The following is a 26,470-nucleotide window of genomic DNA, read 5'->3' as shown; positions in this document are numbered from 1 at the left end:
TCGGTTCCCGTACTGCGGCATGCCTGCGGAGGCGTGTGAACTCGACCATGTGGTGGCGTTCGATCATGCCGATCCGCGGGCCGGGGGTTGGACGCTGCCCGCGGATCTGATCCCGTTGTGCCGTCCCGATCATCAACGCAAACATTTGGGAATCTGGCGGCCGACGCTGCACACCGACCGCACGGTCACCTGGCGGCATCGCGACACCGGGCAGACCATCGTCACCCACCCACGCTGAGTTCGGAATGAACCAAGTGGTCCTGGTGCGAAACTGCGGAAGCCTGGTGCCCCCAGTCGGACTCGAACCGACACTGTGCGGATTTTAAGTCCGCTGCCTCTGCCAATTGGGCTATAGGGGCGCGACCCACAGCATGCCACGAGTGCGTTGTGTCGGCGTCGGCGGATGGACGGCTGAGTCCCTTGTGCCCGCGGCCGACCCACATTCGCGTCGTCAAACGATGGACAAAAGGTTGACGCGCTGACTTACTACCGATAACTTAACGGGGGTAACCTTCCTTCCACGGCTGGAGTGGCCATGCTGGATCGTCTGACCCGACTTGTGACCGGTTTCCCGAAAAGCGTTCTGGCCGTGGCCTTCATCCTCCTCGTGGGTGGCGGTCTCTACGGCGCGTCGGCGGCGAGTCACTTACTCGCCGGCGGCTACGAGGATCCGAATTCCGAATCCGCCAAAGCCGCCGCGGTCATCGACGACACCTTCGGTCGCGGCGGTCCACAGATCGTCCTCAAACTCGACGGTGCGCCGGGCACGGACATGGCGACCGATCCGGCGGCTGTCGCCACCGGACGGCAGATCATTTCCGAACTATCCGCCAATAGCCACGTGCAGCAACAGATCATGTCGGTCTGGACCAATCCTGACTTGGCGCCCGCATTGTTGAGCAAGGACAAGTCGTCGGCGCTCATCGTTGCGACCATCGCCGGTGGTGAGAACGACGCACCGCGCTACGCCGACGAGATCGCCCAGCACTACAGCGGCACTCGCGACGGCATCACCATCCGCGCCGGCGGTCAGGCGATGGTCTTCCATGACGTCAACGAACAGACCACACGTGACCTCGCCGTCGCCGAGGCCATCGCGATCCCGATCAGCTTCCTGGTCCTGATCATCGTGTTCGGGGGAGTGGTGGCGGCGCTGCTGCCGATCCTCGTCGGTGTGGTCGCGATCGTGGTGACCTTCGCGATGCTGCGCGTCATCGGATCACTGACCGATGTCTCGATCTTCGCGCTGAACCTCACCACCGCAATGGGTTTGGCGCTGGCCATCGACTACACGCTGCTGCTGGTCACCCGATATCGCGAAGAGCTGGCCGCCGGCCGCGACACCCGCTCGGCGATCGGGGTGATGATGCACACCGCCGGACGCACCGTCGCATTCTCCGCCATCACCGTCGCATTGTCGTTGTGCGCCTTGGCGATCTTCCCGATGTATTTCCTGCGATCGTTTGCGTATGCCGGCCTCGGCGTCGTGGTCGTGGCGGTGGTCGCCGCCCTCGTGCTCACCCCCGCGATCCTGGTATTGCTCGGCGCCCGGATCGACGCCCTCGACGTCCGCCGCGCCGCCCGCCGACTGTTCCGGCGCCCGCCACCGACCTCCGTGCCGATCGAACGGTCCGCGTGGTACCGATTCGTCAGTTGGGTACTGCGGCACGCCGTTCCGGTGGGTGCAGCAGTGATCTTGATACTGCTCGTGCTCGGTGCACCGTTCGCGTCGATCACCTTCGGCTTCCCCGACGACCGCGTCTTACCCAAAGACGCCTCGGTGCATCAGGTGACACAGGAGACCCGTACCGAGTTCACCGAAAACCTTTCCGGCGCAACGACTGTCGTCGTGACCGGGGGTGACGCACAGGCCAGGACCGAATACGCACAGGCACTGTCCCGCGCCGACGGTGTGAGCTCGGTGTCGGGAGCCGCGGGCACCTTTGTCGAGGGACGGCAGGTGGCGCCGCCGCAGCCGGCCGACCTCCACATCGGCACGGGTGGCGATCAGGCCACCGCATTGTTGTCGGTGACCGGCAGTGCCGAGCCCCTGACCGACGCCGGCGCCGCCGAGCTCACCGCGCTACGTGCGGTCGCGGTACCGGCGGGCATGACCGCACAATTCGCGGGGCTACAAGCCACCAACACCGACACCGTCGACTCCATCTACGGGCATCTGCCGTGGGTACTCGGCGTGATCGCGATCGCGACCTTCATCCTGCTCTTCTTGTTCACCGGTAGTGTCGTGCTCCCGCTCAAGGCGCTGGTCCTCAACGTGCTGTCGTTGTCGGCGACGTTCGGCGCGATGGTGTGGTTCTTCCAGGACGGGCACCTCGGCGGGCTCGGCACCACCGCGACCGGATACCTGGTGGCGACGATGCCGGTACTGATGTTCTGCATTTCCTTCGGCTTGTCGATGGATTACGAGGTGTTCCTGCTCGGGCGTATCCGGGAGGAATGGCTCGCCTCGGACCGGACGCGCAAGGCCAACGACCACGCTGTGGCCGTCGGCCTCGCACGCACCGGTCGGGTGGTCACCGCGGCTGCGCTGTTGATGAGCATCGTGTTCGCCGGAATTGCCGCGTCGGAGGTGTCGTTCATGCGGATGTTCGGCGTGGGCCTGACATTGGCGGTATTGATGGATGCGACGATCATCAGGATGTTGTTGGTGCCGGCGTTCATGCGGATCGCCGGGCGGGCCAACTGGTGGGCCCCGCGGCCGTTGCGGGCTCTGCACGATCGCATCGGATTGTCCGAGGGCGGCCCCGACCGACCACCCACCACCGACCCGCGACCGTCCGACCAGCCCACCCCCGATCAGCCCGCACCCCCTGAACAGGAGTCCCGTGAGTATCCAGAGGCGGCGAACCCGATCTCCCCGCGGGTCGGGTGAGCTGCTGGCCGACGAGATCATCGACGCCGCCACCGACCTGCTCCTCGACGAGAAGGAGGCCGCGGCGGTGTCGATCAGGGCGGTGGCGACCCGGGTCGGGGTGACCCCACCGTCGATCTACCTGCACTTCGCCGACAAAGATGCCCTCTTGGACGCGGTGTGCGCACGTTATTTCGGGCAACTCGACGAGCAGATGGCACGGGCGGAGGCGGGCCTCGACGATCCACTCGAGCGAGCGTTGTCCCTGGGGATGTCCTACATCCGGTTCGCCCTCGACACCCCCGTGCTCTACCGCCAGGCCTTCGCCCGGATCACCGCGGACAACCTTTCGAAAGTCGACGAGATACTCGCCGCATCGGCATTCGTGCACTTCTCGCGTACTGTCGGCGAACTCGCCGAGGCGGGTATGTTCCCGGCGTCGCAGGTGGCCGACATCGTCCTCGAATGGTGGTCCGCCGCGCACGGCATCGCGTCGTTGATGATCTCGAAACCCAGCTTGAACTGGGGTGACGATCTGGCCCGCGCCGAGACGATGCTGCGGTCGGTGTGCCTGGGGCGGGTGGTGATGGGCGTTGCCGAGTGCCGCGAACCCGACGCACTCCGCGGGTTCCTGGCCCGGCTGCGCGCTAGCTGACGCCGCAGCGGTGCCCGGGGGCCCGCACCGGCCCCCGACAGTGATGGTCAAGAGAAGGTAAAGTCGGAACTCCGTGGGGCGATCACCCGTTGTTCCCCCGAGACGAGATGTCCACTCACGTCCAGATACGTCCACTCACGTTCAGATAGGGAGCGCCAGGTGCGAGATAGCAGCAATCCGGTGATGCGCGGCGTCGTCCGCGACAATCAGAAGGCCGGTGGCTATGCGGGCTTCGGCACCGGTGCGGCCGGTGCCGGTCAGGCAGCCATGTACGGCGGCCAGTACGGTCAGCAGGTCCCGCCGTACACCCAGCAGCCCGCGCCGGCGGCGACGCGGCAGCTGACCATCGACGACGTCGTCACCAAGACGGCCATCACTCTCGGTGTGCTGACGGTGTCGGCGATCGTGTCGTATTTTCTCTCCTCGGCCAATCCCGCGATCGCCGGTCTGCTCTGCGGCGTCGGCGCCATCGTCGGCCTGGTCCTGGTGCTCGTCGCATCGTTCGGACGCAAGCAGGACAACCCGGCCATCGTGCTGGCCTACGCGGTGTTCGAGGGCTTGTTCGTCGGCTCCCTCTCCTACGTCTTCGCCAACTGGGTGGTCAGTGGGACCAGTGCAGGCGCCCTGATCGGGCAGGCCGTCCTCGGCACCTTCGGTGTGTTCTTCGGCATGCTTCTGGTCTACAAGGTGGGTGCCATCCGGGTGACCCCCCGATTCACCCGCATGCTGTTCGCCGGACTCATCGGCGTCATCGTCCTGATGGTCGGCAACCTGATCATGGGCCTGTTCACCGGTGGCGCCGGCATCCTGCGCGACGGCGGCCCGATCGCCATCATCTTCTCGCTGGTGTGTATCGCACTGGCCGCATTCAGCTTCCTCGTCGACTTCGACGCCGCCGACCGCCTCATCCGTGCCGGCGCCCCCGAACGGGCAGCCTGGGGTGTGGCCCTCGGTCTGACCGTCACCCTGGTCTGGCTCTACGTCGAGATCCTGCGTCTGCTGAGCTACTTCCAGTCGCGTTAGCGGCGGACCACAGAACCGACAACGAACAACCCCGCCCCGGAATCTTCCGGGGCGGGGTTGTTCGTCTGTCGTGGCTATCAGCTCAGGCGCTCGAGCACCATCGCCATGCCCTGACCGCCGCCGACGCACATCGACTCGATGCCGAAGGTCTTGTCGTGGGTCCGCAGGTTGTTGAGCAGTGTGGTGGTGATGCGGGCGCCGGTCATGCCGAACGGGTGGCCCAGCGCGATCGCGCCGCCGGAGACATTGAGCTTGTCGTGGTCGATGCCCAGCGTGGCGGCCGAACCGAGCACCTGCACCGCGAAAGCCTCGTTGATCTCGACGAGATCGATGTCGGACAACGACATCCCCGACACCTTGAGCACCTTGCGGATCGCCTCGATCGGACCGAGCCCCATGATCTCCGGTGACAATCCGGTGGCGGCGGTGGCCACGACGCGGGCCAGCGGCGTCAGACCGAGCTCCTTGGCCTTGGTGTCGCTCATGATCACCAGGGCGGCCGCACCGTCATTGAGTGGGCAAGCGTTGCCTGCGGTGATGACACCGTCGGGTCGGAACACCGGCTTGAGCTGGCTGACCTTCTCGTAGGTGGTGCCCGCCCGGGGCCCGTCATCGGTGCTGACGACGGTGCCATCGGGCAGGGTCACCGGATCGATCTCGCGCGCGAAGAAGCCGGACTTGATGGCCTCCTCGGCACGGTTCTGGCTGCGCACGCCCCAGCGGTCCTGGTCTTCGCGGGAGATCCCGGTGAAGGAGGCGACGTTCTCGGCGGTCTGGCCCATCGCGATGTACACATCGGGCAGGAGGCCGTCCTCGCGTGGGTCGTGCCACTTCGGGGCGCCACCCGCCGCGGCCTTGTCGGTGCGGGTGAGCGCGTCGTCGAAGCTCGGGTTCTTGGAGTTCGGGGCGCCGTCGGCACCGCCGGAGATCCCGAAGCTCGAGACGCTCTCCACGCCGCCGGAGATGAAGACATCACCCTCGCCGGAACGGATGGCGTGCAATGCCATCCGGGTCGTCTGCAGCGACGACGAACAGTAGCGGTTCACGGTCACGCCGGGGATGTGATCGTAGCCGAGCTCGACGGCGAGCACGCGGCCGATGTTGTAGCCGCCCTGCCCGGCGGGCTGGCCGATTCCCCAGTGGATGTCCTCGATGTCCTTCGGGTCGAGTTCGGGGACCTTGGCCAGCGCGGCGGCGATCATCTGACGGGACAACTCGTCCGGGCGAATGTCTTTGAGAGACCCCTTCGCGGCACGGCCGATAGGGGAGCGGGCATGGGCAACGATCACGGCTTCAGGCATGTGGCCCACGTTACTTCACGCCCTCCGCGGCCGGTGGCGAGCCCGGCGGCGTCGTGGGACGCACCAGCGGCAAGAAGACCTCGTCGACGATCTGCTCGAGCGTCTCGTCGGGCACCGGTGCGAGTGTCATCAATACCTCGTGCCGGTAGAGCGAGAACGGCAGCCCCGCCACCCGCGGTGTGAGCCGATCGGGATCTGCCTCGCCGCGCTGCACGGCGCGATCCAGGATCTTCTCCATGGCGGTCGTCCGCTCGCCGATCAGGATGGCGCGCAGATCGCCGGGGGTGGCGCCGGTTTCGGCGTAGTACTCGCCGAGGGTGGCGCTGAACATGACGACGATGTCGGAGCGATTGCGGTTGGCGTCGCGCAATGCGGCGAGCACGTCGCCCCGCAGCGTGCCGGTGTCGGGGTAGATGGGTGCGGCCACCTGGCCGCGGCGCGCGATCAGCGCGCGCACCAGCTCGGCCCGATTGGACCAGCGGCGATAGAGCACCGGCCGGCTGGTGCCGGCGCGTTCGGCGACCGCCTCGAACGTCAGCCCGCCGTATCCGCGCTCGCGGAGCTGCTCCCACGCGGCGTCGAGGATCGCCGCTTCGAGTTCGGCGCCGCGTCGTCGGGTCGGCTTGTCCGGGTCATCAAGATCCACTTGCGTATCTTAACCGAGCGGCATAGTGTGTGGATAGAAGATACGAGAATGTATCTTATTGACTTCTGAACGAATCGAGGAGTGCGATGTCCACCGAGACTGCGCGTGTCCCATCCCCGTCGGAGCAAGGGATCCCGCCCCAGGCGCGCCGCGTCGCCTGGGCCGTCATCGCCGGCCTGGTGGCCCCGGTCCTCGACATGACGATCGTGACCATCGCGCTCGCCGGGTTGAGTCGTGATCTGCACGCGCCGCTGAGCACCGTGCAATGGGTGAGTACCGGGTATCTGCTCGCGCTCGCCGTCGCGGTGCCCCTCGCGGGCTGGACCGCCACCCGATTCGGCTCCCGGGCCGCGTGGACGGCCGGCCTCGGCCTCTTCTTCGCGGGCTCGGTGGCGTGTGCGGCATCGTGGAACATCGGCTCGCTCATCGCGTTTCGGGTGCTGCAGGGACTCGGTGCCGGCCTGATCATGCCGCTGATGACCTCGATCCTGGTGGCGGCCTCCGGTGGGGTGGCACTCGGGCGCATGGTGGCGATGGTGAGTCTGCCGACGGCGCTCGGACCCATTCTCGGACCCGTCGTCGGCGGCGTCATCCTGAACTGGCTCAACTGGCGCTGGCTGTTCCTGGTGAACGTGCCGCTGTGCATCCTCGCGCTGATCCTCGCCCGGCGCATTCCCTCCGACAAGACGGCGGGCACGCGACTGGACGTGCCAGGGCTACTCCTGCTGGCACCGGGTCTCATCGCGCTCCTGCTGGGATTGTCCAACGCGCACAATGGAATCGGCCGGGCCGACGTCGTCGTTCCGGTGGTCATCGGCGCGGTGCTGTTGGCCGGGTTCACCTGGCACGCGCTGCGCACATCCGGCCGGCCCCTGGTCAACGTGCGTGAACTGCGGCGGCGATCGGTCACCGCGTCGTCGGTGGGCCTGTGCTTCTTCGGTATCGCGTCGGCCGGCGTGATGCTGTTGATGCCGTTGTACTTTCAGCAGGTGCGCGGCGACTCGGTGCTGCAGGCGGCGCTGCTGCTGATCCCGCAGGGAGTCGGGGCGCTGGCCACACGCAGCCTCGCCGGCCGCCTGACCGACACCATCGGGGCCCGATGGGTGGCCGTCACCGGCTTCGCGGTGGTGGCCCTCGCGACGGTGCCCTTCGCATTCGCCGGGGCGCATACGAACACCATCTGGTTGATGGTGGTGCTGCTGGTTCGCGGATTCGGCCTGGGCACGTTGCTCTCGCCGGTCATGGCCGCCGGATTCATGGGCCTGCCGGGAGCCGCCCGACACGATGTGAGCATGCTGACCAGGGCATTTCAGCAGGTGGGCGGGTCGTTCGGGACGGCGTTGCTGGCCGTGGTGCTCACCGCCGGGATGGGCGCGGGCACCGGATTCAGCGACGCGTTCTGGTGGGCGAGCGCGCTGGCGGCGGCCGGTGCGGTGGCCGCACTTCTCCTACCGGACGCCCGCGCAGAGTGAACGATCGCCGGGTCGCGTGCCCGGCCGGGGCTCATCGCACGTCGCGCGCGACCCGCAGGATCTTGTCGGTGAGTTTGCTGTTGTCCACCGACGGCGACACCTCGGGCGGTTGCGGCAGCGGCTCGGGACCCCACTGGCCCAGGGCGGCAAGGACTTCGGGCAGGAGGATGTCGGCGGCGAGTTCGTAACCGTCGGCCGACGGGTGATACCTGTCGAAGGAGAGCATCCGATCTGGGGCGTCCCGGAAATCCTCGGAGAGCAGATCGGCCATCGGCACCGCGCGGCCGCCGGCCGAGAGCACCGCGGCCTTCTGGCGCGCGGCCAGCCGCATTCCCCACACCCGCAGGACGCTGCGCAACGGCTGCGGGATCGCGGTGATCACCCCGAAGTCCGGGCAGGTCCCGACGATCACTTCGGTGTCGATGGTCCGCAACCGGGTGACCGCGGCGCCGAGCCGACTGGCCGAGGTGCGAATGCCGTTGCGTGCGGTGACGTCGTTCGCGCCGACGAGGATCACCGCGACGTCGGGGTGATCGCCGGCGATCAGCATGGCATCGATCTGGGCGCCCAACCCCTTCGACGTGGCGCCCACGATCGCCTTGTTGCTGTATCGGACCACCTGGCCGGTGTCGAGTGCCACGCGCCGGGCCAGGCGTGCGCCCGGTGTCTGCACGCCGGTGTCGGCGCCGAGTCCGGCCGCGGTGGAGTCACCGAAAACCGCAAGATGCAATCCGATCTCGGCGCGGTTGTCGCGGGTGACGCGGTGCGGCCCGCTGCCGTCGCGACGGTAGATGCCGTCACCATCGGGGGCGTCGTCGGTGCGATGCGGGATGACGGTGCGGACCTTTTGGGCCTGCCAGACGAGCAGGTTGTAGCCGCCCCACGTGAGTCCCGCGGCGGTGGTGGCCGCGGCGGCGGTGGTTCCGAGATCTCGAAGCAGGCGGTGGTCGGTGGAGTGCGGACCGGTCACGACTGCCAGCGTAGCGATCAACCCGGGAGCCACCGGTGGATCCGCATGTCGGCGAGCCGGAGGGCGCGCGGCGATGGCCGAACCGACGTCGGATGGAACTCTCGGGCGTCGTTCTGGGACCATGAGGTCATGCGCATCGCCAATCACGTCGTCGACCTGGTGGGCAACACACCCCTGGTCAAACTCAATTCGGTGGTCACGCCCGGTTCGGGCATCGTCGCGGCCAAGGTGGAGTACCTCAATCCCGGGGGCAGCAGCAAGGACCGCATCGCCCTGCGGATGATCGAGGCGGCCGAGAAATCCGGTGAACTCAAGCCCGGCGGCACGATCGTCGAACCCACTTCCGGCAACACCGGCGTCGGGCTGGCCCTGGTCGCGCAGCAGCGCGGCTACCACTGCGTGTTCGTGTGCCCCGACAAGGTCGGCGAGGACAAGCGCAATGTGCTGCGCGCCTACGGGGCCGAGGTCGTCGTCTGCCCCACGGCCGTGGCCCCGGAGCATCCCGACAGCTACTACAACGTCTCCGACCGGCTGGTCCGGGAGATCGACGGCGCCTGGAAACCCAACCAGTACGCCAACCCGGCCGGACCGCAGAGTCACTACGAGACGACCGGCCCGGAGATCTGGGCCGACACCGACGGCACGGTCACCCACTTCGTGGCCGGCGTCGGGACCGGCGGGACCATCACCGGCACCGGGCGCTACCTCAAGGAGGTCTCGGGCGGTTCGGTCAAGGTGGTCGGCGTCGATCCCGAGGGGTCGGTCTACTCCGGCGGCACCGGCCGGCCCTACCTGGTCGAGGGCGTCGGCGAGGACTTCTGGCCGGCGGCCTACGACCCGAGCGTGCCCGACGAGATCATCGCGGTCTCCGACGCCGATTCGTTCGACATGACCCGGCGCCTGGCCCGCGAAGAGGGTCTGCTCGTCGGCGGATCGTGCGGGATGGCCGTCGTCGCCGCACTGGAGGTCGCGCGGCGCGAGGGCCCCGACGCCGTCGTCGTCGTCCTGCTGCCCGACGGCGGACGCGGCTATATGGCCAAGATCTTCAACGACGAGTGGATGAGCAGCTACGGCTTCCTGCGCACCCCGCTCGACGCGAAGGCCACCGAACCCCTCGTCGGCGACGTGCTGCGCGGCAAGACCGGGGCAATGCCCGATCTGGTGCACACCCACCCGTCGGAGACGCTGCGCGATGCCATCGAGATCCTGCGCGAATACGGTGTATCGCAGATGCCGGTCGTCGGTGCCGAACCCCCGGTGATGGCCGGTGAGGTGGCCGGTGCGGTCACCGAGCGGGATCTGCTGAGTGCGGTGTTCGAGGGACGCGCCAGTCTGGCCGATCCGGTCTCGGCGCACATGGGAGAACCATTCCCGCTCATCGGGGCCGGCGAACCGGTCTCGGCGGCGACCAAGGCGCTCTCGGACACCGACGCGCTGATGGTCGTCGAGGACGGCAAACCGACCGGCGTCATCACCCGCCACGATCTACTGGCCTTCGTCAGCACCCATCCGACCATCACCGCCGGCTGACCCGGCACCCGACGTCCACTCAGCGAGGAGTTCTCACGTGAGCCTGCACCGCCGCCGCCGCGGCTTCGCCACCGAAGCCATCCACGCCGGTTACGATCCCGACGCCCGCACCGGGGCCGTCAACGTACCGATCTACGCCAGTTCGACTTTCGCCCAGGACGGGGTCGGCGGCCTGCGTGACGGATTCGAGTACGCCCGCACCGGAAATCCGACGCGCCGAGTGCTCGAGGCGAACCTCGCAGCCATCGAAAGTGGCACCTACGGACGAGGATTCGCCTCCGGCATGGCGGCCACCGACGCGTTGTTGCGCGCCACGCTGCGTCCCGGCGATCACCTGGTGATCCCCAATGACGCATATGGCGGCACCTTCCGGCTGATCGACAAGGTCTTCACGCAGTGGGGCATCACCTACTCGGTGGCCCCGGTGACCGACGCCGACGCCGTCCGCGCGGCGATCACGCCGCAGACCAAGCTGGTCTGGGTGGAGACCCCCACCAACCCGCTGCTCAACGTCGGTGACATCGAGCAACTCGCCCAGATCGCCCACGAGGCGAACGCAAAACTGGTGGTGGACAACACCTTTGCCACGCCGTACCTGCAGCAGTCGTTGGTGCTCGGCGCCGACGTGGCGCTGCATTCGACCACCAAATACCTGGGCGGCCACTCCGACGTCGTCGGCGGGGCGTTGGTGACCAACGATGCCGAACTCGACGACGCGTTCGCCTTCTTGCAGAACGGGGCCGGTGCGGTGCCCGGACCGTTCGACGCCTACCTGACCATTCGCGGCATCAAGACCCTCGCCGTGCGGATGGAAAAGCACTGCGACAACGCCGAAGCCGTCGTCGACTACCTCTCGAACCACGACCACATCGAACGCGTGCTGTACCCGGGACTGACAACCCATCCGGGCAACGAGATCGCCGGCAAGCAGATGAAGCGCTTCGGCGGGATGGTGTCGGTGCTGGTCTCCGGCGGCATCGAGGAGGCCAAGAAGTTCTGTGCGCGCACCGAGGTGTTCACCCTCGCCGAATCCCTCGGCGGCATCGAATCCCTCATCGAACATCCCGGTGCCATGACGCACGCGTCGACGGCCGGCTCGCTGCTGGAGGTCCCGGCCAATCTGGTGCGTCTGTCGGTGGGCATCGAGGACATCGACGACATCCTCGGCGACCTGGAGCAGGCCCTGCAGTAGCCGGCCGGCTTCGGCTGCGGTGACCGCGCAGGGCGGGTAATTTGGCGTGCACCATGTTGATCACCGAGGCCGAGATCGCCCACGCCGTCGCGGCATTGGCCCCGGTCATGCGCCGCACACCCATGGTTGCCTCGCGGGTCCTGAGCGAACGCGCCGACGCCGATGTCTGGCTCAAGTGTGAAAACCTGCAGCGCACAGGGTCTTTCAAACCACGCGGCGCCTACTACCGGATCAGTCGGCTCTCCGCCGAGGAGCGTGAGCGGGGCGTCGTCGCCGCGAGCGCCGGCAATCATGCGCAGGGCGTCGCGTGGTCGGCGAGCAGCCTGGGTATCTCGGCGCGCGTGTACATGCCGGTCGGGGCGGCGCTGCCCAAGATCGCGGCCACCCGCGCCTACGGCGCCGAGGTCGAACTCGTCGGAGCCACCATCGACGAATCCCTGCTCGCCGCATCCGAATTCGCCGACCGGACCGGTGCGGTCCTGATCCATCCGTTCGATCATCGCGACATCGTGACCGGGCAGGCGACGGTCGGTGTCGAGATCTGCGAGCAGATGCCCGACGTGTCGACGATCGTGGTGCCGCTCGGTGGTGGGGGACTGATCGCCGGGATCGCGGCAGCGGTCAAGCCGGTGCGCCCGGACGTTCGGATCATCGGCGTGCAGGCCGCGCAGGCGGCGGCGTGGCCGCAATCGCTCGCACGCGGTGCGCCGGTGGCGGCGACGCGGATGAACACCATGGCCGACGGCATCGCGGTGGCGCGACCCGGTGACGTGCCGTTCGCGCATGTCACCGAACTCGTCGACGAGGTGGTGACGGTGCCCGAGAACGCGTTGGCGAGAGCTCTACTGCTCATACTCGAGCGGGCCAAGCTCCTCGTCGAACCGGCCGGCGCGGCCGGGGTGGCCGCCGTCGTCGAGGGCGTCTGCGGCGAGTTGTCGGGGCAGGTGTGCGTGGTGGCGTCGGGCGGCAACATCGATCCGCTCGTCCTCAGTCACGTCACTACGACGGGCCTGCGCGCAGCAGGCCGCTTTCTGACCGTCACCGCCACCGTGCCCGATCGTCCCGGTGGTCTCATCTCGCTGTTGGACATGCTGCGCGAGCAGGGCGCCAGCGTGGTCGACGTCGTGCATTCGCGTGTGGCGCAAGGGCTTGCGCTCGGCGAGGTGCAGGTGACGGTGAGCGCCGAGACCCGCGGGCCCGATCATCAGGCCGTGGTGCGGGCGGCCCTGGTCCGGGCGGGTTTTCTGCGCTGAACGCGCTGTCTGCCGACCGGCATCGTCGGTCAGGTCTGTGGGCTCAGGTGCGCGAAGTGCCGCAGGGTGTCGGACTCGATCGTCTTGAAGACCGGCACCGACGCCGGATTGGAGAACGCGTTGAGGGCGCGCGACGGACCGAGTTCGAGCGCGAACGTCCACACCAGGCGTGCACCGACCGCCGCCGGGGTGACCTCGGTGTACTCGCCGAACCGCCGCATCCCCGGAACGTTGACCGACGCGACGCGGAAGGCGTTGCGGTACGTGGCGTTCGCCGGCTCCTCGGTCCAGTCGAAGAAATACTCCGAGAGCGTCACGAACCCCGGCGCCAGCCTCGCGCGGCGGGTGGTGCCGACCCCGTACGGGGCCGCGGAGGTGAACTCGACCGACTTGATGGCCTTGCACCAGTCGAGGGTGTGTTGCCGGGTCAACTCCGCCCACGCGCGCTGTGGCGACACGGGGATGTTCACCTCGATCCGGTAGGAGATCGGTGCCGAGTCGAAGAAGTCGAGGTCAAAGGGTTCGAGATCATACGTGCGTGCCATCGCTCGACAGTAGCGAGTGCTGCGTCGCCGGGACATGGCTGTAGGAAATCTCCGGCCATCGGTTCCACTACGCTGGCGGGGTGGCGAACGAAGGGGACGTGATCATCGGGCTGCTCGGTCCGGTTTCGATCATCGCTGCGTCGCACCCTGATTCGGATTCGGAGATCCCGTCGGTCAGACCGGTCCCGGGAATCCGCGCCAAACGGCTACTGGCCTCGCTGGCGCTCGCCGACGGGCGGACGCGCTCGGCCGACCGGCTCATCGCCGATGTGTGGGGTGACGAGCCGCCGCGGTCGCCGGCCGCGGCGCTGCACACCCAGATCTCGAGGCTGCGTCAACTCCTCGGTTCCGAGCACCTTCAGGGTTCGGGCAGCGGCTATCGGCTGGTGGGCTGCCGAACCGATCTGGACGTGGTGGACGAGCTGGCCGGCGCCGACGATGACCCGACTCTGCGCCGGGCCGCGCGATGGTGGCGGGGCGCACCGGGAGACGATCTCGGGATCGACGCCCCCGGCGGCCTCGTCGACCGGCTGGGTGCCCGCGCGCAAGAGCTCTCCGATCGCCTCGATAGGTCGCGGTTCGCTGCGGCGAGGCGGTCGGGTGACTCGGCCACCGCACGCATGATTGCCGAAAGACGTTGTCATACCGATCCTCTCGATGAGACCGCGCACCTCGACCTGATGCAGGTGCTGGCCGATCAGGGGCGTGGTGCCGATGCGATCGCTGTCTACGGCGCGCTGCGTCGACGACTCTCGGCCGAACTCGGCGTCGACCCCGGTGCTCCGATCACCACCCTGTACAACGAGTTGCTGGCCGGCTCCGGCGGCGCGGCGGTGCCCGGGCCCACCGATGCCGCACGCCCGACCCGGTTGGGGCGTGGCGCCGGCCTGCTCTCCGACACCACCGAACTCATCGGCAGACAAGATGACGTCGACGCGATCGTGGCCGCGTTCGACGAGAGTCGCGTGGTCACGATCCAGGGTCCCGGCGGCGTCGGCAAGACGCGGGTGGCCAATCGCGTGGGTCATCTACTCGTCGAGGCCGGGGCGTCGGTGTTCTATGTGCCGCTGGCGCCGATCCGCGCAGACGACGACGTCGTGCCCGCCATCGCGGCGGCGCTCGGCGTCGGCGAGGCCGACCTCAGCGGCAATCGTCCGCGGCTGAATGTCGGGGATCTGCAAGCCCGGCTCCTCGACGCGATCCGGGGCCGCGATGTGTTGTTGATCCTCGACAACTGTGAGCAGGTCATCGAGCGTTGCGCCCAGGTCGTGGCCGACCTGTTGGCGGCCGACGACACCATCCGGGTGGTGGTCACCAGCCGCGCACCCCTGATGCTGGCCGCCGAGCGCATTCATCTGCTGCCGACCCTCGACGCGCACGCCGCGGGATCGGCGGTGAAATTGTTCACCGCCCGCGCCCGCGCAGTACGACCAGATGCGGTGCTGGAGCCCGAACACGTCGCAGAGCTGTGCCGGCATCTCGACGGTCTGCCGCTCGCGATCGAGCTTGCGGCCGCACGGATCCGGACCATGACCGTCGAGGAGATCCGCGCGCGGCTCGTCGAGCGATTCGCGTTGCTGCGCGGCGCCGATCGCGGTGCGCCCGACCGGCATCGCACCCTGTATGCGGTCATCGACTGGAGTTGGGAACTCCTCGACGACGACGCGCGTGTCGCACTGACGCGGCTGTGCCGATTCCCCGGCGGGTTCGACGCCGATGCCGCGCAGACGGTGTTGGGCTACCGCGGGTTCCGGCTCCACGACACCCTCGCCGCACTGGCCAACCAGTCGTTGCTCACCGTCGTCGAGAGTGACGGGCGGGTGCGGTACCGGATGCTGGAGACCGTGCGCGAATTCGGTGAGGACAAGCTCGCGGCCTCGCCGGCACAGTCCGTGCAGGTGCAACAGAGTATGTGGCGTTGGGCCCGCGACTTCTCCGGCGCGGTGACCGCACGCTACGACGAGGGGGTCGACGACGTCCTCGTGGCCACGGTCGCCGCGGACGCGGAAAATCTTGCCTGGGTGCTGCGCGGCTGCCTCGATGAGGTGGCCGGTGAGGTTCATCGCCATGGCTCCGAGGAACTCTCGGATGCACTGCTCACGGTGATCCGTGTCTATCCGGTACTCGCCGCCTACTGGATGTCGCGCGGGTTACATGCCGAGGTGATGTCCTGGGGCACAAGGATTCTGACGATAATTCCGACCCCGCCACGGAATGTGTCCGACGCCGGCCTGCGCCGCGACTGGCAGGCGACCCTGATGACCTCGAGCGTGCATCAAGTGATGATGCGCCGCGACGTGCGGTTGCTCGCCACCGCCCGCTTTCACCTGCGCGTGCTGTACCGACCGGAGGCGACGTATGACGAGCCGATGGACCTGTTGTCGGCGTGTGCGCTGAGCCGGACCCCCCTCGGGGCGGTGCGCCACATCGTCCGTGGGATCGGCGCGAGCGCGGACCGGGTGGTGACGACGGCCCTCGCGGCCCGGATGAACCTGCGGGAGAATCTCGGCGATCTCGAGGGCGCGCTGCGCGACGGAATGGAATTGCAGGACCGGGCGATGACGAGTGGTGACTCGTGGATGTCGTCGATGGTCGAGGTCAGTCTCGGCGGCATCCTGGGGCAGCAGACGTACTGGCGTGAGGCCGTCGTGCACTACCGCAAGGGTATCGACGAACTCGTCCGGCTCGGCGCCTACGACGACGAGATCCAGACGCGTACGTATCTCGTGGTGGCGCTGGTCGCGCTCGGTGACCTGGCCGCGGCGGCCGTCGAATTGGCCGGTCTGTCCGACGGATGGACGCCCGAACAACCTGACCCACAAGGTGATCCGGAACTCGGCGCCGCGATGATGCTTGCCCACGCGGAATTCGAATTCGCGCGGGGCAACAGCGAAGTCGCGGGCGGCCTCTATCACCGGGCGGGCGTGCTGCTGGCGACCGAACATCCGCTGGGCGCGCAGGATCCCGGGATGCTGATGATGGTCAGTGTCGTCGTGATCGGATTGATGCGGGTGGGCCGAGTCGATCGGGCACGCAGCTACCTTCCGATTCTCGGCGAGGGGGTGGCCGCGACGTTGTCGGCGTTCGGGTGGCGTGACTCGCCGCAGGCCGGCGCGATGGCCCTGGCCGCCGGGTACACCCTGTGCGCCGACCCGGCGACTCGTGGTGACGGAGCCCGACTGATGATGGCGGGACTGCGGCTTCGCGCCCGGCTGGACTACCCGGGGTTCGTCTACGCACGCGACCACATGCAAGAACTGACGGGCTTCTCGGATGCGGAGTGGGCGGCCGAGTCCGCTGTGGTCGCCGATATGTCTCGACACCAGGCGGCCACGCAGGTGCGGACCATCCTGGCGTCGAGACATCCGGAAAACGATCAGGCGTTGCGCATGTAGGCGCGTACTGCCAACGGCGCGAACACCGCGGTGATGACAGCTGCCCCGATCAGTGACCAGACCACGTGGATGCCGACGTGGCCGTTGGCGGTGAGCTCACGGACCGCGGTCACGAGGTGGCTGATGGGATTGACATTGACGAAGCCCTGCAACCAGCCCGGCATCGTGTCGACCGGTACGAAGGCGTTGGACATGAAGGTCAGCGGGAACAGGATGAGCATCGAGATACCCTGTACGGCAGAGGCTTTGCTCATCAGGCAGCCCATGAGGGCGAAGATCCAGGAGATCGCGAAGCTGCACAGGATGACCAGCAACGCCGCGCCGATCGCGCCGAGCACATCGGGCCGCCAGCCCATGATGACGCCCATGACGATGGTCAGGGTCGTCGCGATCAGGTAGCGGATCATGTCGGCGAGCAGAGCACCGGCGAGGGGGCTGATACGCGCGATCGGCAGGGCACGGAATCGGTCGAAGACGCCCTTGTCCATGTCCTCGCGGAGCTGGGTGCCGGTGACGATCGACGTGGTGATCACGGTCTGGACCATGATGCCGGGGATGATGACCGGCAGATAGGACGAGATGTTGCCGCTGATGGCACCGCCGAAGATGTAGGTGAACATCAGCGTGAAGATGATCGGCTGCAGCGTCACGTCGAACAGCTGCTCCGGATTGTGCCGGATCTTGAGAACTCCGCGATATGCCATGGTGAACGACTGTCGTGCCGTTTCGGCAAGGCTGACAGAGGTTTTCACCTTGTCGCGGACATCGCGGGTGGTGATGGGCGCCGGACTGGTGCGGTCGAGGGTGGTGGTCATGGCTGGGTCTCCTCGGTGGTGGATCCGGTGCTGGGCTCGTCGGTGTTCTCGTCGGCCTCGGCAGGTTTGCCGGTCAGCGTCATGAAAACCTCGTCGAGGCTGGGCTTTTGGACGTTGATCTCGTCGACGGTGATGCCCTGCTCACGCATGGCGATGAGGATGTCGGGCACGAGGTCGGGTCGGTGCAGCGACGCCGAGATCCGGCCGGCCTCCGCCGACAGCGACGCGGGTTCACCGAGAAACCGCTCGACGATCGCGGCGACCGCCGGCGCGTCACCGCGATCGGCCGGGGTGAGTTGCAAGGTGGCCGCGCCGATGGAGTTCTTGAGTCCGTCAGCGGTGTCGTCGGCGATCACGCGGCCGTGATCGATGACGGCGATGCGGTCGGCAAGCTGATCGGCCTCGTCGAGGTACTGCGTGGTGAGCAGGACCGTCGATCCGCGCCGCACCAGGTTGCGGATGGTGTCCCACATCTGCGCGCGGGTCCGCGGATCGAGGCCGGTGGTCGGCTCGTCGAGGAACAACAGGGGCGGGGTGTCGATGAGGCTCGCCGCGAGATCGAGGCGACGGCGCATCCCGCCGGAGAAGTTCTTCAGCGGGCGGTCGGCGGCATCGTTGAGGGAGAACTCCTCGAGAAGTTCGTCGGCGCGGGTCCGGGCGGCCTTGCGGGAGAATCCGAGGAGCCGGGCGAACACGACGAGGTTCTGGGTGGCGGTGAGGTCCTCGTCGACCGAGGCGTACTGCCCGGTGACGCCGACCAGTGAACGCACGGCGACCGCGTCGGCGACGACGTCGTAGCCGAACACCTTCGCGGTACCCGCGTCCGGGCGTAGCAGGGTGGCCAGCATGCTGACCGTCGTCGTCTTCCCGGCCCCGTTGGGTCCGAGTACGCCGTACACCGAACCGGTGGGAACGGCCAGATCCACGCCGTCGACGGCGCGATTGCGTCCGAATGTCTTGACCAGTCCGTGGGCCTCGATGGCGAGCTCGGTTCCGGGAACCGATCCGCCCCGGGCCGGACTGGTGGTGAGTGCTGTGGTCATGGTGATCACCATGACCGGTGGCGCTGTCGCCGCTCTTACATCGGCTTACACGGCATCGGTGGTGTCTGTCGTCCATCCCGTGGGCGGGCAGTGGAGACGGGCGTCGGGGGTGGTCAGGCGGCGGTCACCGAAGGAAATGCCTCGGCCGGCAGATCGGAGCGGTAACGCACAACCGATCCGACCGGGCCCAGCCGGGATTCGACGGTGCGGATGGCAGCGGCGAGCTGCTCGGGGTCATCGACGTCGGCGACGAGCGCGACCGTATGCCCGTTGTTGCCGAGCATGTAGGGCACGACGTCGGAGTAGGCGCTGCTGACGACGGCCAGGGGCGCACCGGCGTCGAAGAGGACCGCGGCGTGGGCACCCACCGCCCGATCCTCGGTGAGGACGATCAGCGGCACCGCGGGTGCCGGTTTGTGCATGTGCATCGGACTCTCCGTTCACGGTTGTGGTGAGGTCGATGAGACCACCATGAACCCCCAGGTTGGTGCGGGTCTTCGAGCAGCCTGTGGAAAAGCTGTGATCTCCGGATCCGGCTGTGGATGGATTCCCGGCGGTCACGCCGATCGGCCCTAACCTCCTCGGTCATGGCGAAGCGACAGAAACGGCAGCGAGGGGTCAAACGGGCGCGCTCACAGGCGCGGCGGGCGGATCGGGCGGCCGCAGTCGCCGGCAGGCGGGTCCGCCGCGGTCCGATTCCAGCGGAGCCGTCGGGGCAGGGGATATCGGAGCGGGGGGTATCGGAGCAGGAGCTGTGGGGGCCGCTGAGCGTATTCCGGATTCGACAGTCGCTGATGGACGCATACCTGAATGTGAATGTTCTGGGAATGCTGATGAAGGACAATGCCGAACACCGTCTGGCCGACATTCAGGCGCGGCTCGCGGAGTTGGCGGCCGAAGACCGCGCTCCAGGCGACGACGAGACCATCGATGCTCGTCGCGCGGGCATGGAGCAGGCGATGGCCCTCGGGGAGATCGATGACCTCCTCGACTACTCGTCCAACGCGCTCGAGGCATTGGAGGCAACCACCCCGATCTGGGTACCGGACACCGTCGTGTCGGTGGTGTCGGCGATCGACGTCGGCGCCGGGGATACGAGCGGGCTGGCCGGACTGGGGCCGGAGGGGCTGATCCTGTTCGAGAAGCCGCCGGCCCGGGTGGTGCAGCGGAGTTCCGATGACCGCTCACCATCATCGGAATTCGATCTCGACGGGGTGCTGTGGTGGACGCTCGGTACCGCCGGACGGGAGGTCTGCCCCGAGTGTCTCGGCGCAGGTCTCATCGACGCAAGTGGTGTCGATGAGGACGCAGTTGTCGACGCCGAGACCACGCTGGCGATCGTGGCACTGACACGTGGCGATCTGTTGGACCCGCCGCAGCCGTCGTGGGAATCGTCGATGCTGCACGAGGCGACGGGCTTTGCCGTCCCGGTCGGCCACGAAGATGTCCTGCCCGGAAGCTCGATGGTGCCGTGGATAGAGGTGCTGACGCAGATCGGGCAAGCGTTGTGTGACAAAGAAATCGGTCTCCGGCGGTCCGGCTCCGGCCTGGTTGCAGGCCGGGCACCCGACGTCGCATGAGATAACCGGCATTCATCCGATCGGATGACGGAATCGACGGATTTGTCAGACCTCCTGAGGACAGTGTGTCGCGAGGCGGAGCCCACTTCCCGGGCACCGCACCGGCTCGAAGGAGATCGAGATGTCCACTTCCCAGGATTCGGGTGCGCCCGACGCGAACGCCACCGACCCGCAGGCGACGAGCCCGCTGCCGCCGTCCCCGCCCGGTGTGCCTCCGACCGGAACGGCCCAGTACGGCCAGCCCCAGTACGGCCAGCCCCAGTACGGCCAGCCCCAGTACGGTCAGCCCCAGTACGGGGCTCCAGGGCAGCCGAACCCGTTGCCGCCCAAGAAGAAGCGCAAGTGGCCGTGGATTCTCGGTGCCGTCGTCGTGCTCATCGTGATCATCGCGGTGGCCACCAGCACCGGCGGCTCCGACAGCTCTGCGCCCAGCGGTTCGGCGCCCGATGGCGCGCCGGCAGCTCCGCGCAACAACGGCGGGGGCGAACAGACTGCCGGGCTCAACACCCCGGTGCGTGACGGCAAGTTCGAGTTCGTCGTGACCGGCGTGGAGAAGGGGCTCGCCAGCGTTGGCGACAACCCATATCTGACAGAGCAGGCACAGGGACAGTTCGTGGTCGTCACGATGACCGTCAAGAACATCTCCGACAAGGCATACGGTTTCACGCCGTCGGACCAGAAGTTGCTCGACGGCCAGAAGCGTGAGTTCGAGCCCAGCACGTCGGCGCAGATCGCGCTCGGCGGTTCCGATATCCCGGTGTGGGACAACATCAATCCCGGCAACACGGTGACGGCGAAGGTCGTCTTCGACATGCCCAAGGATGCTGTCCCGGCCGCCATCGAACTGCACGACTCGATGTTCTCCGGCGGTGTGAAGGTCAACCTCGGCTGACGAAGGACGCGTGTGCTCCACAGGGCACCTCTGGTGCCCTGTGGAATTCTTCGTCGGGGCTGGGCCGCAACGGACTTACGCTGCTGCGTATGGGACGACGACATCACCACACACCGAAGCGCGCCGCAACCGAGAAGGATTGGCGCACGGATCTCGAGCGGGAATTCCGTGAGGCGAAAGATCCGCAGGCGCAGACGGTCTCGCCGTGGGGCCCGGGGTGGGCGCCGGTCGTGCACTCCACCCTGGCGGTGACGTATCGGTACCTGATGGCCGAGTGGCCGCGGTACATCGAAGTCATCGAACGTCGTCTCGCAGACAGTGACAAGCGCATGAACGCCATGGAACGCCGGGGCAAGGGCCACACCGATGCGTTCGCGCGTCTGTACGACGACTCGGTCGACGATGCGCTCATGCTGCGTGACGTGCGCGGGCTGCTGCGGACCGCGACGCAGGTCAGTGCGGCACTCGCCGAGGTTCGGCCGACATGGGTGCCGGCAACCGCGACCGCGGTGCTCGCGGAGATCGATGCCGACGTGCGCCATACCGATACCCTCAGCACCGATACCCTCAGCACCGATACCCTCAGCGGACTCGGCCCCAGCGGACTGCTCCTGTTCGAAGAGCCGCAGGCGTATGTCCAGGAGGTACTGGGATCGGGGATGCCGACCATGCCCGAGGTCACCGTCGACGCATTGCTGTGGCGGCCGTGGGGGCCGATGCCCGCCGGATCGGCCGACGGCCGGGCCCGGCGGGTTCCTGAGATGGTGCTCCATGCATTGACCCGCAGCCGTGCACTCCAGCCGCTACGCAGCGAGGGTTGGAAGCGATCGGTCCTCACCGAGGCGACGGTGATCGACATCTTCGACGGGATGAGAGTCGCCGACAATCTGACGCCCGTCGTCGAACTCGCCATCAAGCTCGCACACGCCATGGGCGACAACCGCCTTCGTCCACAAACGATGCCGACGGCGTCGGCGGGCGTCACCGTACTGCAGGCAGCATGAAAGTCGATCGGGCGAAAACCCAAGCACGGGACGAACTACCGTGGTCGGTGGCTCAGCGGCTGAGGCCGAGCGTGCGCGCGGTGATGTCCGCCATCTTCCGTTCGCCCAGCGCATTGGGGTGCACCGGGACCATCTGCTCGGTGGTGAGGATCGGCTCGATCCAGCGTGTGCCGACCGGTTTACAGCTGTCGTGGCCGACCGACGGCGTCGTTGCGTCAACGTAGGTGACGCCCGTCTGCGCGGCGGCGCGGCGAAGCGAATCGTTCAACGTCGACTGGATCTCGTAGGTATAGGGCACATCGCCTGCAGCGACCGGAAAGGCCGGGCACGGTTCGTATTTCGACGGCATGATCCACGGGTAGCTGATCACCGCGACGCGAGCGTTGGGTGCCTTGGCGCGGACGGCCGCCATCGCGTTGACGAGCTTCGGGAACGTCACGGTGCGGAGCTCGCGGACGATGGAATCGCCGTACGTGTCCTTGCACGGCGAGCCACGTCCCAACGCCTCGGCGGCCGCGGTGAGGCATTTCTGCACGGTTCCGGCGAAGACCATGCCGTCGTTGCCCCCGATCATCAAGGTGACGAGGTCTGTGTTCGGGCCGATCGCGTCGAGTTGCGGGCGCAGTCCCTTGTACTGCGCGGCGAAGAAGTCGCCGGTCTGCGCGCCGCCGCAACTGGCATCGGTGAAGCGGTACCCGAACCGGTGGGCGACGAGGTGTGCGTAGTTCGCGCTCGACTGCATGCAATCGGGCAACGTTCCCGGCGCTGTCGGGACCACGCCCGAACCGGCTGAATAGCTGTCACCGAGGTTGACATAGGAGAGCTGATGCGGTGGCGCTGCGGTCGCGGAGCCGGCACCGAGGACGGCGGCGAACATTGCCGCTGCCGTGATGGTGACCCCCAACGCGCGCACGTGGGCGAGCAGTTTCACATCTGTTTTTGTAACAGGTTCACCCGTGGCTCCGGCCGCAATTGGAGTAATTGATCAACTGACGACGAATCGCGGCCGCCCCGAAACGGGGCGGCCGCGATTGCTCGAGTCGGTCTGGCGCTCAGCTGTGGTACGGCTCGGCCTTGACCAGCGTCACCTTGATCGTCGCGCCACTGGGTACGGAGTACTCACTGGTCTCGCCGACCTTCGTGTCGATCAGCGCGGCCCCGAGTGGCGAGCTGGGCGAATACGTCTCCAGGTCGCCCTGTGCGAGCTCTTCGCGTGTTGCGATCAGGAAGGTCTCGGTGTCCTTCTCGTTGCCGTCGTAGTAGACGGTGACGACCGAACCGGGCAGCGCAACACCCGACTGGGTGGGTGCCTCGCCGACCTTCGCGTTGTTGAGGAGCTCCTGCAACTGACGGATACGGGCCTCCTGCTGCCCTTGCTCCTCGCGTGCTGCGTGATATCCGCCGTTTTCCTTGAGGTCTCCCTCTTCACGACGTTCGTTGATCTCCGCAGCAATGACCGGACGATTGGCGATCAGGGAATCCAACTCGCCCTTGAGGCGGTCGTGGGACTCCTGGGTCAGCCAGGTCACCTGGGTGTCGGTCATCGGTTACTCCTTTGTGTTGCCCGCGTCCTTCGCGATGTCTTCACGAGAACATGTGGACTGCTCCAAATACAGCAACACGACCCCTTGCGGAGCCGTGTTTCCGACCAGGATACCAGCGAAGGAGAAGGGATGCACGTCAGGATGATGCCGCGCGCGCTTCTTCCAGTGCTTGCCCATACGAGGGTTCGGCCCGCTTGAGCCACGCACAGACCAGATAGGTGATCGGCATGACGACGACCTCGACCAAGGTCTTCCACACGAACCCGACGATCGTGTAGTTGATGAAGTCGCCCCACGTCGAAATACCCAGCGCAGACGCTGCGATCGAACAGAAGACGAGAGTGTCGGCGAACTCGCCGACAACCGTCGAACCGATGAGGCGCGCCCAGAGCCGGCGTTCACCTGCCCGCTCTTTCATCTTCACCAGGACAAAGGAATTCAGGAATTCACCGGCGAGATATCCGAGCAATCCGGCCAGTAAGAATTGCGGAACGACGCCGGCCACGGTTTTGAAGGATTCCTGGCCGGAATAGAACGGCGCCGCGGGCAGATGAATCGTCGCCCAGAAACACGCGGACGCGATGAGCAGGACGACGAATCCGGCGAGAATGACACGGCGCATCGTCTTGAACCCGTACACCTCGCTGATGACGTCGCCGAGGACGTAGGCCAGCGGGAACAGGTAGAAGGCGCCGTCGGTGACGAGTCCGTTGAGATGGAACGGTCCGGCGTCGAGGTGCAGCCACTGGTCGAACAGGAGCACGCCCTTGGTGCCGGTGATGTTGCTGATCAGCATGATGCCGACGAACAACGCCGTCAGCATCGGCAGATATGGGCTCGAGACGGTCGCGAACACGGCCCGTCGTTGGCGGGTGGCGGTCTCGGTCACCGCGGCCGCCCGGCGGCCGGTGCTCCGGTGAGATAGGCCGGCACGCTGGTCGAGCAGCCGAACACCTCGCCGATGACCGGGGGCTGGGAGGTCTTGACCTCGACGCGGTGACCTTCCTGGACCTCGCCCGGGCCGATCAGGACCTCGCGGCGCCCGGTTTCCGAGCCGTCCTTGGAACGCGCGCGGACGACGCAGGCCACCGGCTCGGACGGATCCGCCCGGTTGACGGTGAACTGCACGGCGACGGTGGACGGGTCGAGGACCTGGTAGCCGGTGGCCTCACCGGATACGTCGGGATCGGCGAACTTCTGGTAGCCGATGAGGGCGAGGACGACCCCGATGACGACCACGAGAACCGACAGTGCGATGAACCACAGGCGCCGACTGGACGCCGAACGAGGGACGGGATAACTCGCCCGCGGGCCGCTGTGGGGGCGATCCTGCAGGTCGGGGCCCGGTGGCGTGCCCCCGTCTGAACTGTTCACGGGTCAATACCTACCATGGCAGGAGTACCGACCCGAAGGCGAGGAACCGTGCGCGAGACCGACACCGCCGAATCAGATCCGTCGACACCGTCGACGCATGGGGTTGCCCCGACTGCGACCCCCGGCGGGGGATTCCGTGTGATGGCGGTGCACGCCCACCCCGACGACGAGTCGAGCAAGGGCGCGGCCACCTCCGCGAAGTACGCGGCCGAGGGCAATGATGTCCTCATCGTGACCCTGACCGGGGGAGAACGCGGCGACATCCTGAACCCGGCGATGGATCGTCCGGGCATCAAGGAACGTATGAGCGAGGTCCGCAAGGAGGAGATGGCCAAGGCCGCCGCCGCCCTCGGCGTCGAGCAGCGGTGGCTGGGCTTCGTCGACTCCGGGCTGCCCGAGGGCGACCCGCTGCCCCCGCTGCCGGAGGGGTCGTTCGCGACGCTTCCGCTCGAAGTGTCGACGGAGGCGCTGGTCAAGGTGGTGCGCGAGTTCCGGCCCCACGTGATGATCACCTATGACGAACACGGCGGATACCCACATCCCGATCACATCATGTGCCACCAGGTGTCGGTCGCCGCGTTCGAGACGGCCGGCGATCCCGACGCCTACCCGGGCACCGGCGAACCGTGGACGGTGTCGAAGTTGTACTACACACACGGTTTCATCCGCGATCGGATGGTGCTCTTCTCCGACGAATTCGAGCGGCACGGCCAGGAGAGCCCGTTCAAGGAGTGGCTGAGCAAGTGGGACGGGAGTCGCGGCGACCTGATGGCACGGGTGACCACTCAGGTCGAGTGCGGCAAGTACTTCCCACAACGCGACGATGCGCTGCGGGCACACGCCACCCAGATCGACCCGAACGGTGTGTTCTTCGCGGTGCCGCTCGAATGGCAGCAACGGCTCTGGCCCACCGAGGAATTCGAGTTGGCGCAGACCCGGGTCACGACCTCGATCCCGGAGAGCGATCTGCTCGCGGGCGTCGAGGCGAGCAGTGAGGTACCTCGATGACATCACCACTGAACACCGCGATCCTGGCGGCCGCGCAAGAGCCGCAGGGCCCCGAGTTCGGCAAGGCCTCACCACTGGGGTTGCTGATCATCGTCCTGTTGCTCATCGGAACCGCGCTGCTCATCTGGTCGATGAACCGGCAACTGCGGAAGCTGCCGAAGAACTTCGACGCCAACCATCCCGAGGCCGACCAGGAGTTCGACGAGGGCACCGATTCGGTGAGCCCGCCCGGCGACCAGCCGGCGGGTGAGGTGAACGTCGCCGACGACACCGGCGTGGTGAAGAAGTCCGCCGACACCTGATAACGGCGCCGACGGATCATCGTGACCGAACTGCGCCGATGGCGTTGGTAGGTT

General features: G+C 67.2%; 25 protein-coding genes and 1 tRNA gene. 14 read left to right on the top strand and 12 right to left on the bottom strand.

Annotation, left to right across the window (positions count from 1 at the left end):
- The coding region (locus ACLQ3C_RS11325; RefSeq protein ID WP_425705152.1) for an HNH endonuclease signature motif containing protein at positions 1–238 on the top strand (238 nt) is incomplete at its 5' end.
- Positions 239–282: 44 nt separating this feature from the next.
- Here ACLQ3C_RS11325 and ACLQ3C_RS11320 read toward each other — a convergent pair.
- Positions 283–359, bottom strand: a tRNA-Leu gene (locus ACLQ3C_RS11320).
- A gap of 176 nt (positions 360–535) precedes the next feature.
- On the opposite strand from ACLQ3C_RS11320, the gene ACLQ3C_RS11315 reads away from it, so the two are divergent.
- The 3 genes from ACLQ3C_RS11315 to ACLQ3C_RS11305 all read left to right on the top strand — a co-directional run bounded on the left by ACLQ3C_RS11315 (position 536) and on the right by ACLQ3C_RS11305 (position 4,550).
- A complete protein-coding gene (locus tag ACLQ3C_RS11315) occupies positions 536–2,893 on the top strand; it encodes an MMPL family transporter (RefSeq protein ID WP_425705151.1) in 2,358 nt (785 codons plus the stop codon).
- Positions 2,847–3,527 carry a TetR/AcrR family transcriptional regulator gene (locus ACLQ3C_RS11310; RefSeq protein WP_425705150.1) on the top strand — a complete coding sequence of 227 codons (681 nt, stop codon included), beginning with the start codon at positions 2,847–2,849 and terminating at the stop codon, positions 3,525–3,527. The genes ACLQ3C_RS11315 and ACLQ3C_RS11310 overlap by 47 nt, the downstream gene beginning before the upstream one ends.
- A 159-nt stretch (positions 3,528–3,686) precedes the next feature.
- Positions 3,687–4,550, top strand: a complete 864-nt coding sequence (locus ACLQ3C_RS11305) for a Bax inhibitor-1/YccA family protein (RefSeq protein ID WP_425705149.1) — start codon at positions 3,687–3,689, stop codon at positions 4,548–4,550.
- 77 nt (positions 4,551–4,627) lie between these two features.
- Here the strand turns inward: ACLQ3C_RS11305 and ACLQ3C_RS11300 are convergent, their stop codons facing one another.
- Positions 4,628–5,851 carry an acetyl-CoA C-acetyltransferase gene (locus ACLQ3C_RS11300; RefSeq protein ID WP_425705148.1) on the bottom strand — a complete coding sequence of 408 codons (1,224 nt, stop codon included), beginning with the start codon at positions 5,849–5,851 and terminating at the stop codon, positions 4,628–4,630.
- A gap of 10 nt (positions 5,852–5,861) precedes the next feature.
- On the bottom strand, positions 5,862–6,497 hold the full coding sequence (locus tag ACLQ3C_RS11295; protein WP_425705147.1) for a TetR/AcrR family transcriptional regulator: 636 nt from the start codon (positions 6,495–6,497) through the stop codon (positions 5,862–5,864).
- 86 nt (positions 6,498–6,583) lie between these two features.
- Here ACLQ3C_RS11295 and ACLQ3C_RS11290 point away from each other — a divergent pair, with 86 nt between their 5' ends.
- Entirely contained in the window at positions 6,584–7,969 is a 1,386-nt protein-coding gene (locus ACLQ3C_RS11290) for an MDR family MFS transporter (RefSeq protein WP_425705146.1), read from the top strand.
- Between the two features lie 31 nt (positions 7,970–8,000).
- Here the strand turns inward: ACLQ3C_RS11290 and ACLQ3C_RS11285 are convergent, their stop codons facing one another.
- Entirely contained in the window at positions 8,001–8,939 is a 939-nt protein-coding gene (locus tag ACLQ3C_RS11285) for an SGNH/GDSL hydrolase family protein (RefSeq protein ID WP_425705145.1), read from the bottom strand.
- 129 nt (positions 8,940–9,068) lie between these two features.
- On the opposite strand from ACLQ3C_RS11285, the gene ACLQ3C_RS11280 reads away from it, so the two are divergent.
- From ACLQ3C_RS11280 to ilvA, 3 genes are read left to right on the top strand one after another with little or no spacing between them, the layout of a single operon-like run.
- Positions 9,069–10,469 (top strand): cystathionine beta-synthase, encoded by a 1,401-nt coding sequence (locus ACLQ3C_RS11280; protein ID WP_425705144.1) that lies wholly within the window; start codon positions 9,069–9,071, stop codon positions 10,467–10,469.
- Positions 10,470–10,506: 37 nt separating this feature from the next.
- Entirely contained in the window at positions 10,507–11,661 is a 1,155-nt protein-coding gene (locus ACLQ3C_RS11275; protein WP_425705143.1) for a cystathionine gamma-synthase, read from the top strand.
- Between the two features lie 53 nt (positions 11,662–11,714).
- Positions 11,715–12,914 (top strand): threonine ammonia-lyase, encoded by a 1,200-nt coding sequence (gene ilvA / locus ACLQ3C_RS11270; RefSeq protein ID WP_425705142.1) that lies wholly within the window; start codon positions 11,715–11,717, stop codon positions 12,912–12,914.
- A 29-nt stretch (positions 12,915–12,943) separates the two neighbouring features.
- Here the strand turns inward: ilvA and ACLQ3C_RS11265 are convergent, their stop codons facing one another.
- Positions 12,944–13,459 (bottom strand): SRPBCC family protein, encoded by a 516-nt coding sequence (locus tag ACLQ3C_RS11265; RefSeq protein ID WP_425705141.1) that lies wholly within the window; start codon positions 13,457–13,459, stop codon positions 12,944–12,946.
- 80 nt (positions 13,460–13,539) lie between these two features.
- Between ACLQ3C_RS11265 and ACLQ3C_RS11260 the strand changes: the two genes are divergently transcribed.
- Positions 13,540–16,854: a BTAD domain-containing putative transcriptional regulator gene (locus ACLQ3C_RS11260; RefSeq protein WP_425705140.1), complete on the top strand. Its 3,315-nt coding sequence runs from the start codon at positions 13,540–13,542 to the stop codon at positions 16,852–16,854.
- Here the strand turns inward: ACLQ3C_RS11260 and ACLQ3C_RS11255 are convergent.
- The 3 genes from ACLQ3C_RS11255 to ACLQ3C_RS11245 form a co-directional block, all read right to left on the bottom strand.
- Positions 16,836–17,669 (bottom strand): ABC transporter permease, encoded by an 834-nt coding sequence (locus ACLQ3C_RS11255; RefSeq protein ID WP_425705139.1) that lies wholly within the window; start codon positions 17,667–17,669, stop codon positions 16,836–16,838. The genes ACLQ3C_RS11260 and ACLQ3C_RS11255 overlap by 19 nt on opposite strands.
- Complete coding sequence (locus tag ACLQ3C_RS11250) at positions 17,666–18,712, bottom strand: ATP-binding cassette domain-containing protein (protein ID WP_425705138.1); 1,047 nt, start codon at positions 18,710–18,712, stop codon at positions 17,666–17,668. Before ACLQ3C_RS11250 ends, ACLQ3C_RS11255 begins: the two co-directional genes overlap by 4 nt.
- A 113-nt stretch (positions 18,713–18,825) precedes the next feature.
- Entirely contained in the window at positions 18,826–19,134 is a 309-nt protein-coding gene (locus ACLQ3C_RS11245) for a hypothetical protein (protein WP_425705165.1), read from the bottom strand.
- 372 nt (positions 19,135–19,506) lie between these two features.
- Between ACLQ3C_RS11245 and ACLQ3C_RS11240 the strand changes: the two genes are divergently transcribed.
- The 3 genes from ACLQ3C_RS11240 (at position 19,507) to ACLQ3C_RS11230 (ending at position 22,188) form a co-directional block, all read left to right on the top strand.
- Positions 19,507–20,292 carry a hypothetical protein gene (locus tag ACLQ3C_RS11240; protein ID WP_425705137.1) on the top strand — a complete coding sequence of 262 codons (786 nt, stop codon included), beginning with the start codon at positions 19,507–19,509 and terminating at the stop codon, positions 20,290–20,292.
- A 121-nt stretch (positions 20,293–20,413) separates the two neighbouring features.
- Positions 20,414–21,184: a DUF4352 domain-containing protein gene (locus ACLQ3C_RS11235; RefSeq protein WP_425705136.1), complete on the top strand. Its 771-nt coding sequence runs from the start codon at positions 20,414–20,416 to the stop codon at positions 21,182–21,184.
- Positions 21,185–21,273: 89 nt separating this feature from the next.
- On the top strand, positions 21,274–22,188 hold the full coding sequence (locus ACLQ3C_RS11230) for a hypothetical protein (RefSeq protein WP_425705135.1): 915 nt from the start codon (positions 21,274–21,276) through the stop codon (positions 22,186–22,188).
- 52 nt (positions 22,189–22,240) lie between these two features.
- On the opposite strand, the gene ACLQ3C_RS11225 is transcribed toward ACLQ3C_RS11230, so the two are convergent.
- The 4 genes from ACLQ3C_RS11225 to ACLQ3C_RS11210 form a co-directional block, all read right to left on the bottom strand.
- On the bottom strand, positions 22,241–23,065 hold the full coding sequence (locus tag ACLQ3C_RS11225; protein ID WP_425705164.1) for an SGNH/GDSL hydrolase family protein: 825 nt from the start codon (positions 23,063–23,065) through the stop codon (positions 22,241–22,243).
- 175 nt (positions 23,066–23,240) lie between these two features.
- Complete coding sequence (gene greA / locus ACLQ3C_RS11220) at positions 23,241–23,732, bottom strand: transcription elongation factor GreA (protein WP_425705134.1); 492 nt, start codon at positions 23,730–23,732, stop codon at positions 23,241–23,243.
- A 136-nt stretch (positions 23,733–23,868) separates the two neighbouring features.
- Positions 23,869–24,621: a queuosine precursor transporter gene (locus tag ACLQ3C_RS11215; RefSeq protein ID WP_425705133.1), complete on the bottom strand. Its 753-nt coding sequence runs from the start codon at positions 24,619–24,621 to the stop codon at positions 23,869–23,871.
- Positions 24,618–25,106, bottom strand: a complete 489-nt coding sequence (locus ACLQ3C_RS11210; protein WP_425705132.1) for a DUF4307 domain-containing protein — start codon at positions 25,104–25,106, stop codon at positions 24,618–24,620. Before ACLQ3C_RS11210 ends, ACLQ3C_RS11215 begins: the two co-directional genes overlap by 4 nt.
- A gap of 141 nt (positions 25,107–25,247) precedes the next feature.
- Between ACLQ3C_RS11210 and mca the strand changes: the two genes are divergently transcribed.
- Both mca and ACLQ3C_RS11200 read left to right on the top strand, forming a co-directional pair.
- Positions 25,248–26,114: a mycothiol conjugate amidase Mca gene (gene mca / locus ACLQ3C_RS11205; protein WP_425705163.1), complete on the top strand. Its 867-nt coding sequence runs from the start codon at positions 25,248–25,250 to the stop codon at positions 26,112–26,114.
- On the top strand, positions 26,111–26,416 hold the full coding sequence (locus ACLQ3C_RS11200) for a hypothetical protein (RefSeq protein ID WP_425705131.1): 306 nt from the start codon (positions 26,111–26,113) through the stop codon (positions 26,414–26,416). Before mca ends, ACLQ3C_RS11200 begins: the two co-directional genes overlap by 4 nt.
- Positions 26,417–26,470 lie beyond the last annotated feature (54 nt).

Origin of the sequence: Gordonia sp. DT30, from assembly GCF_049844915.1 — a bacterium.
In the GTDB taxonomy this organism is placed as follows: domain Bacteria; phylum Actinomycetota; class Actinomycetes; order Mycobacteriales; family Mycobacteriaceae; genus Gordonia.
Note: the sequence above shows the minus strand (reverse complement) of the source record. Positions and strands in the feature narration are given on the sequence as shown.